The sequence below is a fragment of the Flavobacterium sp. HSC-32F16 genome, from assembly GCF_024171645.1.
Taxonomy (GTDB): domain Bacteria; phylum Bacteroidota; class Bacteroidia; order Flavobacteriales; family Flavobacteriaceae; genus Flavobacterium.
This window is the reverse complement of the sequence record NZ_JALKAC010000002.1, coordinates 459,548-478,131: the sequence shown is the minus strand read 5'-3', so window position 1 is coordinate 478,131 and position 18,584 is coordinate 459,548. Positions and strand designations below refer to the sequence as shown.

The following is an 18,584-nucleotide window of genomic DNA, read 5'->3' as shown; positions in this document are numbered from 1 at the left end:
CCTCTACAGTAACTTTGCGTATATTTAGATTAGAAATTAACGGCTACAGAAAATCTAAATGCGCGTCCTAAAATAGGTCTTGCCATAAACACATCGCTTGCTGCAGATGTTGTTTGTCTTGGATCACCTTCTGTTAAACCAATTTCGTTGAATAAATTCGAAGCATCTACTGCAAAACGAAGATTGTTATATGTGTAATTTAAACCCGCTCCAACTTCTTTGTAAGCCGGTAAAACTTGTCTGTTATCCTGATTCGTGAATTTTTTATCGTAATAAGAAAACTGAACATAAGCTGTAAAATCTTTTGTAATATCAACTTCTGGTCTTAGGTTACAGAAAAATTTCGGGATTCTTCGTGCCGTATTTCCGTTAAAATCAAAAGCAGAACCGTCGGCGTTTGTCCCTGTAAAGTTATCGTACTCTGGTTTTTGAACCGTGAATGTAAAGTTCAGCTTTACGAATTCATATCTTGCATTGGTTTCTACTTCAAGACCAATATTGTTTACGTCGGCAAATTTATTTTCTGAAGATCCATCAGATAAAATATCGGTGAAAGCAACATTTTTCAAATTCATGTGAAACAAATTCGCATTTACAGAGAAGAAAGAACTTGAATATTTGTAACCTAATTCAAACTGATTTACTTCTGTATTTTCCAGTTTGCTTAAATCGGCTGCATTATCATAAAATGATTCTTCAATTGGAGATCTAAAACCGTGGCTGTAACGAACGTATGAAGCCATATTGTCGTTGAATTTGTAGTTTCCAGCTGCAGTATACGACCATTCGCTTACATCATATCTCCAGTACGTATAGGGATTTCCTTTTACAGTTGTTACCGCATCGTCAGCCGTATTGTTGTCTAAAATTCCTAAATCTTCGGCAAAAAATCTGGCGTTGTCTCTGTATCCGGAATACTTGTCTTTGTTGTATCTTAAACCTGCATTGAAAGTCAAATTATCTGTAGCTTTAATTTCGGCATCAGCATAAACATCATTTAAAAGACCTTTTGTTTGTGCGTCTCTTTCTAACCAGGTAATTCTTTCCACACCATTCCAGGTATGCTCTACTCCAGTTGTATTATCGGTCGCGTTTAATAATCTCGGATTGTCTGAAACGCTTACTAAATAGGAATTCCAGTTCCAGTATTGGTTTGATTTCCAGTTAGAATAGTAGTAACCAGCTGTTAATTTCACAGGATCTAAATCAAAAGAAAAAGAGAAATTATTAGCAAAATTGTTCATTTTCTTTTGGATGTGCCAAAGATCTGCTCTCATGATTAAAGCATTTGGATCAAGTACAGCACCATTATCTACGTAAGTATAAGCAAGATTTCCGGCAGTTGTATTTTGAACATCTGTTGCATAAGCATCTTGTGTCCAAGGCCCGCCATTAGGAAAAATAGCATTGTAGTTTAAATCAATGTTCGTTTGTTTGAAAGCGTTTTTGAAAGTTACTTTATCAGATATTTTCTTTTTAAATTCAGCTCCAATTGAGTTGATAACTGGGTGTGAACCATCTTCTAAATCTGCGCTGAAAGTCCCGCCTCCATATTGAGGAACATTTAAATGACTGAAATTAACTGAAGTTAAAGTTCCATAATTTGGGTTAAATCCCGGAATTCCTTCAATTTTTCCGTTATTGCTTTTTAAAGGAATTGGCAAATAGAATGTATTTCTGTCATCAAGATGTTTGAAGTTAACTCTTAAATAATCGTTGTCGTCAAATTTATACGTAATGTTTCCTTTGATTTGTCCGCCTTTATTAGCTGTAAAGCCAGTATTTCTTACTCCGTTATCAGCTCTGTAAAATCCGCCGACATTGAAAAACAATTTATCCTGAATTAAAGCGCCAGATAAATTAAGATCTGTTCTAAACATTCCGTAATCTGAAGTGGTGAATTTTGCTCTTCCCTGAAAATCATTTTGACCTGTTTTCGAAATAAAATTGATGATTCCCCCAGGAGCATTGTTGGCAAAAATTGAGGCAGAACCTCCACGAACAGCTTCCATTTTACTTACTGTTTCGTCAAGTCTGTAAAATGTATCGGCGTTGGCAAATTGTAACGCACCATCTTCAAAAACCGGCAATCCATCTTCCTGAATTTGTACATATTCATATGCTCCCGCAGACGGAATTCCTCTTGCAAAAAGGTTATTTCCAATTTCTCCTCCAGATGCTTCAACCACAAATCCGGGAATAGTTTGTAATAACGCCGCCGTGCTTGATGGTGCTCTGTCTTCTATCGCTTTGGCCCCCATTGTGGTAATGGCAACGCTCGATTCAAGCTTAGATCTTGGAGCAGATGAACCCGTTACTACAACTTCTTTTAAACTTTGAGATTCGCCTTCAAGAAGTAAACTTACTTCTAAAGATTCGCCTTCTTTTACAGCAATTTTTTTCTCGAAAGTTTTGTAACCCACATTTGTTGCCATAATAGTGTAGGTTCCTGCTTCGATGTTTGAGAAAGAATATCCTCCGTTTTCATCTGTAACGGTGCTTTTTCCTGTTTCCTTAAGTGTTACGTTTGCTCCGGGAATTGTTACACCGCTATCGTCGAGTACTTTTCCGGAAACTTTAGCTGTATTTTGGGCAAACAGATTATTTGGTAAAAAAAATAGGCAAAACATTAAAAATAATGTACCTAAATAATGGTGCAGCTTTTTCATTTTTTTGTTCGGTTAGTTAGTAATTATGGTTATCACTGTCAAACTTAAAAACAAATTATAAGGAATATAAGAATTAAAAATCGAAAACGTTTTCGAAATCACCTAAAACGTTTTCGGAAATTAATTTTTCATCATTGCAGTTTATTTTTTAGTACATTTATTTCATGAATGATACAAAATTAATAGATATAGCCTCGGCCTTAGGAATATCGGTTACAACGGTTTCAAAAGCGTTAAAGGGATATACAGACATTAGCAAATCGACACGCGCCAAAGTTATCGAAATGGCCGAAACGATGAACTATATGCCTAATTCTGTAGCGGTTAATTTAAGAACCAACGAAACCAAAACCATTGGTGTCATTATCCCCGCAACCGTTCACCATTTTTTTTCGAGCGTTTTAAACGGTATCTTAGAAGAAGCTGAAAAAAGAGGTTATCTGGTTATCATTCTGCAATCAAATGAAAAATACGAAATGGAGAAAAAGCAACTTGCTTTATTGATTCAAAAGCGAGTTGACGGCGTTTTAATGTCTCTTTCGAACGAAACCGATGATTTCTCTCATATTAATGAAGCTATCCGAAAAAATACTCCGGTTGTTTTGTTTGATAAAATTGCGAAAAGGGTAGATTGTTCTAAAGTGGTTATTAATGACGCTAAAGCAGCTTATGATGCTGTTACGTATCTTATAAATAAAGGCTATAAAAAAATCGCTCATTTTAGAGGTTCGTATGTTCCTCAAAATTCTATTGATCGTTTTTTAGGCTATAAACGCGCGCTCGAAGCGCATGGAATTGAGTACGATTCGAAATTGGTTTACGTTTGCGACAACAATACAGATTTTGAAGACGGTTACGAAAATGCCCAAAAAATCATGAACGAACATCCGGATATCGACGCTATTTTTGCCATTACAGATTTAGTCGCTATCGGGATTATTAAATATTTTAATGAAGCGGGAATAAAAACACCGGATCAGGTGGCGGTTTTTGGCTTTAGCAACTGGTTTATGAGTACGGTAATTTCGCCTAAATTAACGACAATTGATCAGCCCGGATTTGAAATGGGACATACCGCCGTTTCTATTTTAATTGATGAAATTGCCGACATAAAAGAACATAAACCGGTAACGCATCAAATTATAGAACTTCCAACAAGAATCATTGAAAGAGAATCAACGGTTAAATGATTTTTTAGTTTTAACTTTGCCTCAATTCTTAAAAAGCATCAATGTTTCCAATTCCTGAAAATACCGATTTTTTATTGGCTGATGCCGAAAGAGAAAATTTATATTTAAGCCTGATTGAGCAAATCAATAAAGATTTTAATCTGGCGAATGAAGGAATTGATTTTCCACTTAGTATTTCTCCCGAAGAATTAAAAATCCAGCTTCACGAAAAAATCTACAGAATGATTCAGTACAAGTTTGCTGAATATCTGAATCTGCTTTATATTATTGATGTTTCTGAAATCGAAATCAAAAAACTAGATGGATCAGATTTGGTAATTTTAGCTGAGCAGGTTGCTTTTTTAATTTTAAAAAGAGAATGGCAGAAAGTGTGGTTTCGAAATCATTACAGATAAAGGTGCTGAGTTCCTAAGGTTCTAAGATACTAAGCTTTTTAACAAAAAGTTCTCTCATAAAAGGGCTAATTTTCCAGCAGTCTTCTATATTTTCATTGTCAAAGCAAGACCAATAGTAAACGGTATATTCATGAATATGAAAATCCTGTATTAATAAATCTTGTATTACTATCCAGTATTTTAAAAAAGATTCTTCTTCTCTTTGATCTTCATTGGCTTGAATAATAGCCTGCATAAGAACAAATTTTTCATCATCGCCTAATCTTCGATAATGACTAATATATTTATCAATTTCATTTGAATTTGCAACTTCATAAGGCCAATCTTGCATGCAATCGTCAAGAGGCATATTTAATTCTTTTGCCACTTTATCAATAGCAGTTCTTGTTCCACACCTAAATTTAGGCTCTATCATATAAAAAATATTAAAAACTTAGTATCTCAACATCTTAGAACCTTAGCCCCTCTAAAAATAAACACGAACAAAAGGCATAAACCCAGATCCATAAAGACTTTTATCTGGATCATATAATACGTCGTAACGAGCGCCAATTGTGACATTTCCAGTTCTATAGCCTGCTCCAAGATATAAGGCGGTGTTCCAAAAGTTATCTGAATAACTTGTCATATAAGGTGTAGATTTATAATCGGTATTAACGCGAACCTGTTCTAATTCTGCCGATAATTGAACTTCTGGAATTGGGTTTACGAGTGCGATTAAACTTCCGCCATACACATAAGATTCGTAATAGTCTTTTGAATTTAAGTAACCAAATTGTAAACCAACTCCAACGGAAACAATTTCGTTAACATTATAAATAGCACTTGGCATTACAGAAATATCAGTATAGCCGGAACCAATTCCTAAACCGAGTCCGCCTCCAAACTGAACCTTGTCCCAAAAATTGTTTTTGTTATCAATAACATACGTTTGCTGTGCCTGTGCATAACTGGAGAATAAGACTGCCAAAATCACAAAAAAATATTTGCAATCGATTGAAAATTGAATTTTATTCATAGTTAACGTTTATTTTAACAAATTTTTACGTAAAAGTACGTAAAAAAAAGATTTAAATAAAGGCGATTGTTGTACTTTTGCCATTCTATTTAACAAAAAGTATATTCACTAATATTATGGATAGGTTTTCATTTTTAAATGCAGCGCATACCGAGTTTTTTGCACAATTATACGATCAATATTTAGTTAACCCAGACAGCGTAGAGCCTAGCTGGAGAAGTTTTTTTCAAGGTTTTGACTTTGGACAAACTACTTATAATGACGAAAATCCAGTGCAGACGATAGTTGAGTATGTGACTAGCCCAAACACAGATTACACTCAGGTTTCAGAAAAACTACAAAAAGAATTTAACGTTCTAAAATTAATTGATGGATACCGTACTCGCGGGCATTTGTTTACAAAAACAAATCCAGTTCGTGACCGTAGAACTTCATCTCCTACTTTAGATATTGAGAATTTCGGATTATCAGCAGCTGACCTTTCAACTGTTTTTGATGCTGCACAGACAATCGGGATGACGCCTTCTTCTTTAGAAGCTATCGTAAATCGTCTTAAAGCTATTTACTGCCAGCATATTGGTATTGAATATATGTATATCCGAAATCCCGGCGTTGTAAAATGGATACAGGATAAATTAGCTGTAAATGTGAATCAGCCTAATTTCTCTACAGAAGAAAAGAAAACAATCTTAAATAAATTAAACGAAGCTGTTTCTTTTGAGAACTTCCTTCATACTAAATATGTTGGACAAAAACGTTTCTCATTAGAAGGTGGAGAATCAATAATCCCGGCTTTAGATGCTTTGATCGAGCAAGCTGCCGAAAAAGGTGTTGAACAATTCGTAATGGGAATGGCTCACCGTGGTCGTTTGAACGTTTTGGCAAACATCTTCGGAAAATCAACTCAGGATATTTTTGGTGAGTTTGACGGAAAAGATTACGATCAGGAATATTTTGACGGTGACGTAAAATACCATTTAGGTCTTACGGCTGACAAAAAAACAAGATCTGGAAAAAGCATCAATATCAATTTAGCACCAAATCCTTCTCACTTAGAAACGGTTGGAGCTGTAATTGAAGGAATCACCAGAGCAAAACAAGATAAATATTTCCCGGAAGATTTCTCTAAAGTATTACCTATCGCTGTTCACGGAGATGCTGCAATCGCAGGTCAGGGTATTTTATATGAAATCATTCAGATGGCACAACTTGATGGTTACAAAACTGGAGGAACAATACATATCGTAATCAACAACCAGGTTGGATTCACAACAAACTACTTAGACGCTCGTTCTTCTACTTATTGTACAGACGTTGCCAAAGTAACTTTATCTCCGGTATTACACGTTAATGCTGATGATGCTGAAGCTGTTGTACACGCTGTATCTTTTGCATTAGACTACAGAATGCAATTTGGACGCGATGTATTTATTGATTTATTAGGATACAGAAAATACGGTCATAACGAAGGTGACGAACCTCGTTTCACGCAGCCGGTTTTATATAAAATCATTGCTAAACATAAAAACCCAAGAGACATTTACGCAGAGAAATTATTATCTGACGGCGTAATCGATGCATCTTATGTAAATGCTTTAGAAAAAGAATACAAATCTGCTTTAGAAGAAAACTTAGAAGCTTCCCGTAAAAAAGATTTGACTATCATTACTCCATTCATGAAAAACGAATGGGATGGATTTGTTCAGGTAACAGATACACAAATGCTTCAAAAAGTAGATACTACTTTTGACAAAAGCGGCTTAGATTCTATTATCAATACAATCTCAACATTACCATCAGACAAGAAATTCATCAATAAAATAACTAAAATTGTTACCGATAGAAAAACCGGATATGACAATAATACTCTTGACTGGGGAACTGCAGAAGCATTGGCTTATGGTTCACTTTTAACAGAGGGATTTGATATTCGTATTTCTGGTCAGGACGTTGAAAGAGGAACTTTCTCTCACCGTCATGCGGTTGTTAAAGTAGAAGATTCGGAAGAAGAAGTTATTCTATTAGACGGAATCGAAAACAAAAAAGGAAAATTCGGCGTATTTAATTCACTTTTATCTGAATACGGTGTTCTTGGTTTTGATTACGGATATGCATTAGCGAATCCAAATGCATTGACAATTTGGGAAGCACAATTTGGAGATTTCTCTAATGGAGCACAAATCATGATTGACCAATATATTTCTTGTGGTGAAGATAAGTGGAACAACCAAAACGGTATTGTTTTATTATTACCTCACGGATATGAAGGTCAAGGTGCAGAACACTCTTCTGCAAGAATGGAACGTTACTTACAGCTTTGTGCAAGACAAAATATGTATGTTGCAGATTGTACAACGCCAGCCAACTTCTTCCACTTGTTAAGAAGACAAATGAAAACTAATTTCCGTAAACCTCTAGTTGTTTTCTCTCCAAAAAGTTTATTACGTGACCCAAGATGCGTATCTACAGTTGATGAGTTAGCAAACGGAAGTTTCCAGGAAACAATTGATGACAATACAGTAGATAAAAAGAAAGTAAAAACTTTAGTTTTTGTAACTGGTAAATTCTACTATGACATCGTTGCAGAAAGAGAAAACAACGGAAGAAATGACGTTGCAGTTGTTCGTATCGAGCAATTATTCCCTTTACCGGTTGAGCAGTTAAAAGCAATTATCGCACAATATCCAAATGCCGATGATTACGTTTGGGCTCAGGAAGAACCTAAAAATATGGGAGCTTACAGCTTTATGTTAATGAACTTTGATCTAGTAAAATGGAGATTAGCATCATTAAAAGCATACGCAGCTCCGGCATCAGGAAGTTACACACGTGCAAAACGTCGTCACGCAGATGCAATTAGAATGGTATTCGATAAAAATTTATTCAGATAAAAAAATGTTTCAAGCTTCGGTCCCGATAACTATCAGGACTGAAGCCATAAAAACCTTAAACAAAGACAAAGATGATTTTAGAAATGAAAGTCCCATCACCAGGGGAATCAATAAAAGAAGTTGAAATTGCAACTTGGTTAGTAAAAGACGGAGATTATGTAGAAAAAGATCAAGCTATTGCTGAAGTAGATTCAGATAAAGCTACTCTTGAATTACCTGCTGAAATGAGCGGTGTAATTACACTAAAAGCTGAAGAAGGTGATACAGTTGCTGTAGGCGCTGTAGTTTGTTTAATTGATACAGATGCTGCTAAACCAGCAGGTGATGCTCCGGCAGCAAAAGCTGAGGCTCCAAAAGAAGCACCAAAAGCAGAAGCTCCAAAGGCAGAAGTAAAGGCTGAGGCTCCAAAAGCAGCTCCGGCAGCAACAAGTTATGCAGCTGGAACTCCATCTCCTGCAGCAAGAAAAATATTAGACGAAAAAAATATTGCTCCGGCAACAGTTTCCGGGACTGGAAAAGGCGGAAGAATCACTAAAGATGATGCTGTAAATGCAGTACCTTCAATGGGAACTCCAACTGGTGGAAGCCGTGGAACTGAGCGTACAAAATTATCTATGTTACGTCGTAAAGTAGCAGAAAGACTAGTTTCGGCTAAAAACGAAACAGCTATGCTTACTACTTTCAACGAAGTAAACATGACGCCAATTAACCAAATTCGTAATGAATACAAAGATGCTTTCAAAGCTAAACATGGTGGTTTAGGTTTAGGTTTCATGTCATTCTTTACAAAAGCAGTAACAAGAGCTTTACAATTATACCCAGATGTGAACTCAATGATGGATGGTGATTACAAAATCGCTTACGATTTTGCTGATATCTCTATCGCAGTTTCTGGACCAAAAGGATTAATGGTTCCTGTTGTTCGTAATGCTGAATTATTGACTTTCCGTGGAATTGAAGCTGAAATTAAAAGATTGGCTTTAAGAGCTCGTGATGGTCAAATTACAGTTGACGATATGACTGGAGGAACTTTCACAATTACAAACGGTGGAGTTTTTGGAAGTATGTTGAGTACTCCAATCATCAACCCTCCTCAATCAGGAATTTTAGGAATGCACAACATTATTGAGCGTCCGATTGCTGTAAACGGAAAAGTTGAAATTCACCCAATGATGTACGTTGCACTTTCTTATGACCACAGAATCATTGACGGACGTGAGTCTGTTGGTTTCTTAGTTGCTGTGAAAGAAGCTTTAGAAAACCCATTAGAATTATTGATGAATGGCGATGCTAAACGTGCTTTAGAATTGTAATCAGAATAATTTTTCAATTATATACAGAACCTGTTCATTAATTTGAGCAGGTTTTTTATTTATAGTATCGAATTAAATCATTTTATTTTTAAAATTTAATTTAGAATAAATAAAAACAACTTGCATTGTTGGCATTCATAACTTAGATTTGCAGAATCAAAAACAATTTAAAATTATCCTCTTATAAATGAGGCGATAATTTAATTCAATCTGTAAAATCATGATAACAATAGCAAGCCTTATTGTTTTTTTAGCTTTTTATACCCTTTATTATACTTCAAAAAGGGCCGCATTATCATATGATTTAGGTTTTGAAAAATGGATGCAGAAAAATCCAAAACAAACCAAAATCACTGGATTAGTTTTACTCGCCGCAGCTTATGCCATGTGGCTTTTTACAAAATCATTGGGCAGTGGTACATTAATGTTTTTTATTCAGCTGATGACAATTGGAAGTTTAATTATCATACTTACTCCTTTAAAAAAAGTAAACAGTAAACTACTTTTGGCAATTCTACTTATTGCTGCCATATTAGAATTCTATTACAACTAAATTATATTTGATCAATGCCAGCAAATTCAAAATATTTAACTCCTTCCTTTTGGCCTCGTTTTGCCAAAATTACTGCCGCTATTTTAGGCGGTTATTTTGTTTCGGTTACCTTTCATTTGGCTTTGGCTTCATGGTTTAGCCGTCCCGAAGTTTTAATTACAATGGCTTACACCGGATTCATTCTTTGGGTTGTTTTAATGGTTCTTGCATTTCTTGCAAAAAGCGGCTGGAAAATCTGGGGCATTTATATTCTGCTTTCCTTAGTATTTTCTCTTCTTATATATCTTGGTCAAACTTATAACACTACCACGTAATCCTTATGAATAACCGTCATTATAATATCTATTTTCATACGCATACCGTTAGCGGAATTGTGATCAGCGTTGTACTTTTTGTAATTTTCTTTGCAGGGTCTTTTTCTTTTTTTAGAGATGAAATCATCAATTGGGAAAGAAGTGAATCTACTGCTGTTACTAAAGAAATACAGCTGGATTACAACAAAGCACTAAAAATACTGGACAAGGAATACATTTTACACGGAAGAAACATAACGATATCAAAACCATCTACCGAAAACAGAGTTGCGGTTTATATGGAAGGCTCCAGAGACACTTTGGCTCCAGCCAAACAAAAAGAAGGAACGTTTTTTTATTTAGACAACAAAAATTTTAAATCTTATACTTACGAAGAATCGTATTCATTAGCCGAACTTTTATATCGTTTACACTTTCTGGCGCAAATTCCTTATCCAGTTGGATATTATCTTTCTGGATTTACAGCTTTATTTTTCTTGTTTGCTATTATTACCGGACTTTTACTGCATTGGAAAAAAATCGTCTCTAACTTTTATGTTTTCCGTCCAAAGGAAAAACTAAAAACGTTATGGACAGATGCGCACACGGCATTAGGAATGATTGGACTTCCTTTTCAATTTGTGTATGCCGTAACCGGAGCTTTTTTCATGATTAAACTTTTAATCGTGGCGCCTGCTGTAATGGCATTGTACAAAGGTGATCAGGATAAACTTTACAAAGAATTAGAATATACAGAAACGGATCATAAATTTGAATATAAAAAATTAGCCAATCCGTTTGATATTGATCAATTGGTTAGTAAAGCAAAAAGCAATTGGTCTGATTTAGAAATTACACGTGTTTTTATTCAGAACTATGGCGATGCCAATATGCATGTTTTAGTTGAAGGTGAACTGCCAAGTGACAAAAAATTTACCGGAATAGGAAAAGTGGTTTATCGTGTTTCTGACGGAAAAGAGGTTGCACGCAAAAATCCGATTACTCAAAATAGCTATCTGGATATTGTAAAAAATGTTTTATACAAAATTCATTTTGGTGATTATGGCGGTTATGCTCTAAAAATTGTAAGTTTCATTTTAGGAATTATAACTTGTTTTGTCATCATTTCAGGAGTAATGATTTGGTTAACAGCAAGACAAAAGAACAATTTACCCGAAAAGAAAAGACGTTTCAACGCCGCAGTTGTTCGTATTTATCTGGCTGTTTGTTTAAGTATGTATCCAATTACAGCATTAGCATTTATTGGATCAAAAATATTCTATCCGTTAAGCAAGACCAATTTATTCTATTTATATTTTGGCGGATGGCTGTTGCTGACAATATTCTTCATTATTAAAAGAAATGATGCTTTTACCAATAGATTCTGTCTAATCTCAGGAAGTATTTTAGGATTTTTAATTCCAATCACAAACGGAATTGTAACCGGCAGCTGGTTTTGGACTTCCTTTATGCAAAACAAAATTCAGATTTTCTTTATTGATGTTTTCTGGATTGCTTTGGCTTCAATATCACTTTACACAGCGTATCACTTAAAGCCTAAAAAAGCAGTCGCTTAATTGATTAAAAGGTTTTGAGATTTTTTCACGCAGATTCCGCCGATTTGGCAGATTTTTTTTAACATTGATTATCTGCTCGATCTGCAGAATCTGCGTGAGAAAAAAAAACTTTGCGCCTCTGCGACTTTACGAGATTAATTCTCTGCAAATATTCGATTCATTTATCGCGCTTGCTCACAAAATAGCAGAATTATTTGCCCCATATGAATTTTGCGTCTACTTTTACGCTTTTAATCAAAAAATGGGATTTAAAACGCAAATACGTTTTCTGCATAAATGGCTCGGATTAATTTCCGGGCTTATAGTTTTTATAGTCTGTATTACGGGTTGTATCTTTTGCTTTCACGACGAAATAAAAGACATTACAAGAAAAGAATGGCGTTTAGTTGAACCTCAAAACAAACCTTTTTTATCGCCTTCGATATTACAGAAAAAGGCAAAAGAAATTCTTCCAAGTTATAAATCAAGTATGGTTTCATATTATGGAAGAAATCGCTCGGCAATAGTTTTTACCTATTCAGATACCGAAAACTTGTACCTTTATTTTAATCCTTACACCGGAGAATATTTAAAAACCGAAAATCCGGAAACTGACTTTTTTATTATTGTCGAATATATTCATTTGTACTTGCTTCTGCCTGATTATATTGGCAAACATATTATTGGCGGGTCTACTATTATTTTTATTCTTTTATTAGTTTCAGGAATAATTCAATGGTGGCCAAAACGACGCAGCGACATCAAAAGAAGTTTCACCGTAAAATGGTCAGCAAAATGGCGTCGTGTAAATTATGACTGGCACAATACTTCAGGATTTTACATTTCGCTTATTGCGCTCATTCTTGCCATAACAGGTTTAAATTTCACCTACGATTGGGTTGGCAGCGGACTTTATAAAGCCTTTAATTTTGGCGGAGACAAAACTGTAGAAACAAAAGCACCAGTAATCGATACAACTCTATTTGAATCAAATTCTATTAGTGCTGTCGACCGTGCTTTTATTCAAACTATGAAACTACAGCCAAAAGCCGAAATGTTTTTTGTTTTACTGCCGCAACAAAAAGGTGACGTAATTAATACAGGAGCTTATCCGCATACATTGCGTTACGATCACCAAAGTAATTACTATTTTCATCCAAGTGATGGAAAATTAATTCAAAGCGATCCGTATCATTCTAAAAGTTTAGGTTTGCAGGTTGTCGAAATGAATTATGGTATTCATACCGGCCAGATTTTAGATTTACCCGGAAAAATAATTGCTTTTACCGTTAGTTTAATTGCTTCGGCTTTACCAGTAACCGGTTTTATAATTTGGTTTGGAAGAAGAAAAAAATCTAAAAAACGGGCATAAAAAAACCGTCTCGTTAAAAAACGAGACGGTTTTTTTATAAATCATCGAAACTAAATTAGTTTCTATTTGCTAAAGCATTTTTTTGTAAGTTTTTAACTGAGCTCACTTTGTTGTCTACATAAGCAACTTCGTTTAAATTGTTTTCATTAAAGAAAATCCAATTTCCAGTTTTCACTCCGTTTGTGTATTCTCCAACGGTTTTTTTATTTCCTTTTTCGTCATAAGACACCCAAACACCATCTAATTTACCATCCTTAAAAAACCCTTCTTGCTGCACTTTACCATTATCATAATAATATGTAGCTTTCACTTTGTTTCCAACAGCTTCTAATTCAGGTTTTACTTCTTGTGCAGCTAATATTCCAGAGAACAATACCGCTGCTAAAATTACACTCTTTTTCATATCTTTAGGTATTAATGTTAAGAAATCATTATCAAATATAATCAATAGTTTACATTAAAAAAACTTTTGCTTAACAATTTGGTAACATTGAATAAAAACTTAACATTGGAAATTTCCTAAAAACAAAAAAACCAGCGCTCAGGCACTGGTTTTACTTATATTTTAGAAAAAAGCTAAAATTACGATAACGTTATAAATTTCGTAAATAAATTATTTCAATAACGTATTTAACTGTTCCTGAAGCTTAGGATCGGATGGTCTTGAGGCATCTGAGCTTACTACATTGCCATTTGGATCGATTAAAATAAATCTTGGAATTCCTGTTACACCATAGTTTACTACAAATTCAGATTCCCAATCTTTATCTGCAAACAATTGAACACCTCCAAGATTTTTATCGGATACAAATTTTTTCCATTTTTCATTGTCTTTCGCTTTATCAATAGAAATACTCACAAACTCAATATTTTTTCCGTGATATTTTTCTTCAATCTTTTGCAAATAAGGAATTTCTGCTCTGCAAGGCGCGCACCATGTTGCCCAAAGATCAATATAAATGTATTTCCCTTTTAAATCAGCAAGTTTTGTTTTTCCTCCTTTAAAGTTTTCATAGTCAAATTGAGGAGAAGCTTTTCCAGCCATTTTTCTGGCATTTGCACTTCTTTCATATTCCTGAAACGCATATTGATTAAAGCTCTCAAAACTTCCTTTTAAAGCCGTTTTAAATTCTGGATCAAAATCACCTTTTTCTAAACTTTCAAAATCTGTTTTTTTCTTAGTTTCTAAAAGAGATGAAAATTCAGCTGCTTCTTTAGCAAAAGCTTCATTTTGGAATTTCTCATCTTTTAAAGCCTGCTGTGCCAAAAAGTTACTTTCGTTTACACCTTTTCCTTTGTAAACAATTGTTTCATCAAATTCTTTGGCATTCATCGTTAAATTAACTTCAGAATCTGGTTTTAAATAAATACTGGAAGATTCTGTACCATCAGAAAACATATAAAACCCCTTTGGAGCTTCAAAAGAAGCAGCAAAAACTCCTTTTTTATCAATTGGAATAACCTGTTTAAAATTATTTCTTCCTTTAATAATTAAGGTATCGCTGTTTCTATTCTCTATTTTAGCTGTAAATTTTATTTGATTTTTGGCCTGACCAATAACATTCAAGGCACTAAAAATCAACAGACCCGTAACAAAAAGTTTTTTCATACTATTAAAGTTTGTTTTTAGTGATTCAAATCTAAAGAAATAACAGCTTCGAAATTTCAGAATTAACAAAATATTTAAAATTATACACATCAAGTTTATCACTTTACTATATTATCTTGAATTTTGTATTTACTTTTGCAGTCTAAAATTGAGATTATGTATAGAAGTCATAATTGCGGCGAATTAAACGCTTCAAATATTAATACCGAAGTTACACTTGCGGGCTGGGTTCAAAAATCACGTGATAAAGGATTTATGAATTGGGTCGATTTACGCGACCGTTATGGAATTACACAACTTATTTTCGACGAAAGTCGTACCGATAAAACCGTTTTTGAATTGGCCAAAACTCTTGGTCGTGAATTTGTAATTCAGGTAAAAGGAACTGTTATTGAGCGCGAAGCTAAAAACAAAAACATTCCAACTGGTGAAATCGAAATTTTAGTTTCTGAATTAACGATTTTAAATTCTGCTTTAACTCCACCATTTACAATTGAAGATGAAACTGACGGCGGTGAAGATATCAGAATGAAATACCGTTATTTGGATATCAGAAGAAATCCTGTAAAAAACAGTTTATTGTTCCGTCATAAAGTAGCGATGGAAGTTCGTAAATATCTGTCTGATTTAGATTTCTGCGAAGTTGAAACTCCTTATTTAATCAAATCAACACCGGAAGGAGCGAGAGATTTCGTGGTGCCAAGCCGTATGAACGAAGGACAGTTTTATGCTTTGCCTCAATCTCCGCAAACTTTCAAACAACTTTTGATGGTAGGCGGAATGGATAAATATTTCCAAATCGTGAAATGTTTCCGTGATGAAGATTTACGTGCAGACCGTCAGCCGGAGTTTACACAAATTGACTGCGAAATGGCTTTTGTAGAACAAGAAGACATTTTGAATGTTTTTGAAGGTTTGACAAGACATTTATTAAAAGAAATTAAAGGTATAGAAGTAGACAAATTCCCAAGAATCACTTACGACTATGCTATGAAAACATACGGAAATGACAAACCGGACATTCGTTTCGGGATGAAATTTGGTGAATTAAACGAATTTGCGCAGCACAAAGAATTCCCAGTTTTCAATTCGGCTGAATTAGTTGTCGGAATCGCAGTTCCAGGAGCAGGAAATTATACCCGCAAAGAAATTGACGGATTAATTGACTGGGTAAAACGTCCACAAGTTGGAGCGTCTGGAATGGTGTATGTAAAATGTAATGAAGATGGGACATTTAAATCATCTGTAGATAAATTCTATGATAATGATGATTTAGCAAACTGGGCAAAAGCGACAGAAGCAAAATCAGGAGATATGATTTTTGTACTTTCTGGTCCGGCTAACAAAACACGTGCACAGCTTTCTGCACTTCGTATGGAATTAGCAACTCGTTTAGGATTGCGTAATCCTGAAGAATTTGCACCATTATGGGTTGTTGATTTCCCATTATTGGAACTTGACGAAGAAAGCGGTCGTTACCATGCTATGCACCACCCGTTTACCTCTCCAAAACCAGAAGATATGGCTTTACTGGAAACAGAACCAGGAAAAGTTCGTGCAAACGCATACGACATGGTTTTAAACGGAAACGAAATTGGCGGCGGTTCAATTCGTATTCACGATAAAGCAACGCAGCAATTAATGTTCAAGTATTTAGGATTTACCGAAGAGGAAGCAAAAGCTCAGTTTGGTTTCTTAATGGATGCTTTTCAATTTGGAGCACCGCCTCACGGTGGCTTAGCTTTTGGATTGGATAGATTAGTTGCTATTTTAGGAGGTCAGGAAACTATTAGAGATTTTATTGCTTTCCCTAAAAACAATTCTGGCCGTGATGTCATGATTGATGCGCCTGCTGCAATTGATGATGCGCAATTAAAAGAATTACACATAAAAATTGATTCTATATAATAATTATAGAAACTTAGAATACTTAAAAGCGGCTGGAAAATTTCAGCCGCTTTTTTATTTTCCAAAAACTAAAAAATAATCCTCTAAATATCCTTTTTTGAATTTATCAAATTCCTACAACTTAAGTATTTTTATATTCCTACAATTAATGATTCTCAAATTATGGTATTTCATATAAAATTTGATGCAATAAACTACGTAAAAACACTGGAAATCAATAATTTTTACAAAAAATTAACAGGTATATGTCTTTTGTATGAATTTATATATTACATTTGCTTTATTATAAATTATTATTACAATTACAATGCGTACAGGTACAGTAAAATTTTTCAATGAATCTAAAGGTTATGGATTCATTACAGACGAAGAAACAGGAAAGGACATCTTCGTTCACGCTTCAGGAATTAACGCGGAAGAATTACGCGAAGGTGACCGTGTAAGCTACGAAGAAGAAGAAGGAAGAAAAGGGAAAGTTGCTGCTAAAGTAGCAGTAATCTAAGAAAAATATAGCAATTTATTTTTTTTGCCTCTGAATGGTTTTAAAAACGTTTCGATTAATTTCGAGACGTTTTTTTTTGCCCATTTCTTAAAAAAATATTAAAAAAACCGAATGTTATTTATAATCAATAAAAATTACATATAAACGCGGTTTCATGGGGTACTTATATCCCCCTTTAGTTTGTGATTTACGTCGTTGAAAGTTATCTTTGTGGCTTATTCTTTAAGTAAAAAAGCTAAGCTTATGCAATCTGATCAATACAGTTACATTCCTATCTTAATGCAGTTCATTCTTGCTGTTGGTTTTGTAGTAGGAACAATCATTATTTCTGGAAAATTAGGCCCAAAAAGAACCTCTGAAGTTAAAGATAAAAACTTCGAGTGCGGTATCGAATCTGTTGGTAATGCCCGTATTCCTTTTTCTGTAAAATATTTCCTTGTTGCTATCTTGTTTGTATTGTTTGACGTAGAGGTAATTTTCCTTTATCCTTGGGCAGTAAACTTTAAAGATCTTGGTGTTGAAGGAATGCTGAAAATGATTGTTTTTATGTCATTGCTTTTAGTTGGATTTTTCTACATCCTCAAAAAGAGAGCTTTAGACTGGGAATAAAAGATTTTAGATTTTAGATTTCTGATTTTAGATTATGTCTCGAATTAAAAATTTAAAATTTAAACTCAATTGAAATTTAATACTGATTTAAAAAATTGATTTTACTTTTTAGGATTTCAACAAATCTAAAATCTAAAATCAGAAATCTAAAATAAAAATGAGCGATTCAAATGTAAATATGGTTGCGCCACCGGAAGGAGTTGTAGGAGAAGGTTTCTTCGCTACAAAACTAAATGATGTTGTTGGTTTGGCACGCGCGAATTCTCTTTGGCCTTTACCTTTCGCAACATCTTGCTGCGGAATTGAGTTTATGGCAACAATGGCTTCACATTATGATTTAGCACGATTTGGTTCTGAGCGTGTGAGTTTCTCTCCTCGTCAGGCAGATATGTTATTAGTAATGGGAACTATTTCTAAAAAAATGGCTCCAATTTTAAGACAAGTTTACGAACAAATGTCTGAGCCGCGCTGGGTAATTGCTGTTGGAGCTTGCGCTTCTTCAGGAGGTGTTTTCGACACTTACTCGGTTTTACAAGGAATTGATAAAGTAATCCCCGTTGATGTTTATGTTCCAGGATGTCCTCCAAGACCAGAACAAATCGTTGACGGAGTAATGAGATTACAAGAATTGGTAAAAAGCGAATCTGTTAGACGCAGAAGTTCACCTGAGTACCAAGAATTATTAGCTTCCTATAATATTTCATAA

Annotated in this window: 17 protein-coding genes; 12 read left to right on the top strand and 5 right to left on the bottom strand. The window is 34.5% G+C overall.

All coding sequences use genetic code 11. From position 1 onward, the window contains the following. Positions 1 to 29 precede the first annotated feature (29 nt). Complete coding sequence (locus L1276_RS08685; RefSeq protein WP_253786863.1) at positions 30 to 2,669, bottom strand: TonB-dependent receptor; 2,640 nt, start codon at positions 2,667 to 2,669, stop codon at positions 30 to 32. Between the two features lie 164 nt (positions 2,670 to 2,833). On the opposite strand from L1276_RS08685, the gene L1276_RS08680 reads away from it, so the two are divergent. Together L1276_RS08680 and L1276_RS08675 are read left to right on the top strand one after the other, a co-directional pair. Beyond that, positions 2,834 to 3,859 (top strand): LacI family DNA-binding transcriptional regulator, encoded by a 1,026-nt coding sequence (locus tag L1276_RS08680; RefSeq protein ID WP_253786862.1) that lies wholly within the window; start codon positions 2,834 to 2,836, stop codon positions 3,857 to 3,859. A gap of 41 nt (positions 3,860 to 3,900) precedes the next feature. Next, positions 3,901 to 4,254: a hypothetical protein gene (locus tag L1276_RS08675; RefSeq protein WP_253786860.1), complete on the top strand. Its 354-nt coding sequence runs from the start codon at positions 3,901 to 3,903 to the stop codon at positions 4,252 to 4,254. Between the two features lie 13 nt (positions 4,255 to 4,267). Here the strand turns inward: L1276_RS08675 and L1276_RS08670 are convergent, their stop codons facing one another. Continuing rightward, positions 4,268 to 4,669, bottom strand: a complete 402-nt coding sequence (locus tag L1276_RS08670) for a hypothetical protein (protein ID WP_253786858.1) — start codon at positions 4,667 to 4,669, stop codon at positions 4,268 to 4,270. 51 nt (positions 4,670 to 4,720) lie between these two features. Beyond that, a complete protein-coding gene (locus L1276_RS08665; RefSeq protein ID WP_253786856.1) occupies positions 4,721 to 5,272 on the bottom strand; it encodes a hypothetical protein in 552 nt (183 codons plus the stop codon). A gap of 116 nt (positions 5,273 to 5,388) precedes the next feature. Between L1276_RS08665 and L1276_RS08660 the strand changes: the two genes are divergently transcribed. The 6 genes from L1276_RS08660 (at position 5,389) to L1276_RS08635 (ending at position 13,250) form a co-directional block, all read left to right on the top strand. After that, the gene (locus tag L1276_RS08660) at positions 5,389 to 8,163 is read left to right on the top strand and encodes a 2-oxoglutarate dehydrogenase E1 component (RefSeq protein ID WP_253786854.1); all 2,775 of its coding nucleotides are present in this window, start codon (positions 5,389 to 5,391) and stop codon (positions 8,161 to 8,163) included. A gap of 71 nt (positions 8,164 to 8,234) precedes the next feature. After that, positions 8,235 to 9,476, top strand: coding sequence for a 2-oxoglutarate dehydrogenase complex dihydrolipoyllysine-residue succinyltransferase (gene odhB / locus L1276_RS08655; RefSeq protein ID WP_253786852.1), 1,242 nt, complete (start codon positions 8,235 to 8,237; stop codon positions 9,474 to 9,476). Between the two features lie 220 nt (positions 9,477 to 9,696). After that, positions 9,697 to 10,029 (top strand): hypothetical protein, encoded by a 333-nt coding sequence (locus L1276_RS08650; protein WP_253786850.1) that lies wholly within the window; start codon positions 9,697 to 9,699, stop codon positions 10,027 to 10,029. A gap of 14 nt (positions 10,030 to 10,043) precedes the next feature. Next, positions 10,044 to 10,343: a hypothetical protein gene (locus L1276_RS08645; protein ID WP_253786848.1), complete on the top strand. Its 300-nt coding sequence runs from the start codon at positions 10,044 to 10,046 to the stop codon at positions 10,341 to 10,343. A gap of 5 nt (positions 10,344 to 10,348) precedes the next feature. Next, entirely contained in the window at positions 10,349 to 11,899 is a 1,551-nt protein-coding gene (locus tag L1276_RS08640; RefSeq protein ID WP_253786846.1) for a PepSY domain-containing protein, read from the top strand. Positions 11,900 to 12,140: 241 nt separating this feature from the next. After that, complete coding sequence (locus L1276_RS08635; RefSeq protein ID WP_253786844.1) at positions 12,141 to 13,250, top strand: PepSY domain-containing protein; 1,110 nt, start codon at positions 12,141 to 12,143, stop codon at positions 13,248 to 13,250. A 55-nt stretch (positions 13,251 to 13,305) separates the two neighbouring features. On the opposite strand, the gene L1276_RS08630 is transcribed toward L1276_RS08635, so the two are convergent. Next, positions 13,306 to 13,653, bottom strand: coding sequence for a toxin-antitoxin system YwqK family antitoxin (locus tag L1276_RS08630; RefSeq protein WP_253786842.1), 348 nt, complete (start codon positions 13,651 to 13,653; stop codon positions 13,306 to 13,308). A 210-nt stretch (positions 13,654 to 13,863) separates the two neighbouring features. Continuing rightward, positions 13,864 to 14,859: a TlpA disulfide reductase family protein gene (locus L1276_RS08625; protein ID WP_253786840.1), complete on the bottom strand. Its 996-nt coding sequence runs from the start codon at positions 14,857 to 14,859 to the stop codon at positions 13,864 to 13,866. A 156-nt stretch (positions 14,860 to 15,015) separates the two neighbouring features. Between L1276_RS08625 and aspS the strand changes: the two genes are divergently transcribed. The 4 genes from aspS (at position 15,016) to L1276_RS08605 (ending at position 18,584) form a co-directional block, all read left to right on the top strand. Then, a complete protein-coding gene (aspS, locus tag L1276_RS08620) occupies positions 15,016 to 16,767 on the top strand; it encodes an aspartate--tRNA ligase (RefSeq protein ID WP_253786838.1) in 1,752 nt (583 codons plus the stop codon). Positions 16,768 to 17,074: 307 nt separating this feature from the next. Continuing rightward, the gene (locus L1276_RS08615) at positions 17,075 to 17,269 is read left to right on the top strand and encodes a cold-shock protein (RefSeq protein ID WP_007137066.1); all 195 of its coding nucleotides are present in this window, start codon (positions 17,075 to 17,077) and stop codon (positions 17,267 to 17,269) included. Between the two features lie 243 nt (positions 17,270 to 17,512). Beyond that, positions 17,513 to 17,878, top strand: a complete 366-nt coding sequence (locus tag L1276_RS08610) for an NADH-quinone oxidoreductase subunit A (RefSeq protein ID WP_253786836.1) — start codon at positions 17,513 to 17,515, stop codon at positions 17,876 to 17,878. Positions 17,879 to 18,035: 157 nt separating this feature from the next. After that, complete coding sequence (locus L1276_RS08605; RefSeq protein ID WP_057121621.1) at positions 18,036 to 18,584, top strand: NADH-quinone oxidoreductase subunit B; 549 nt, start codon at positions 18,036 to 18,038, stop codon at positions 18,582 to 18,584.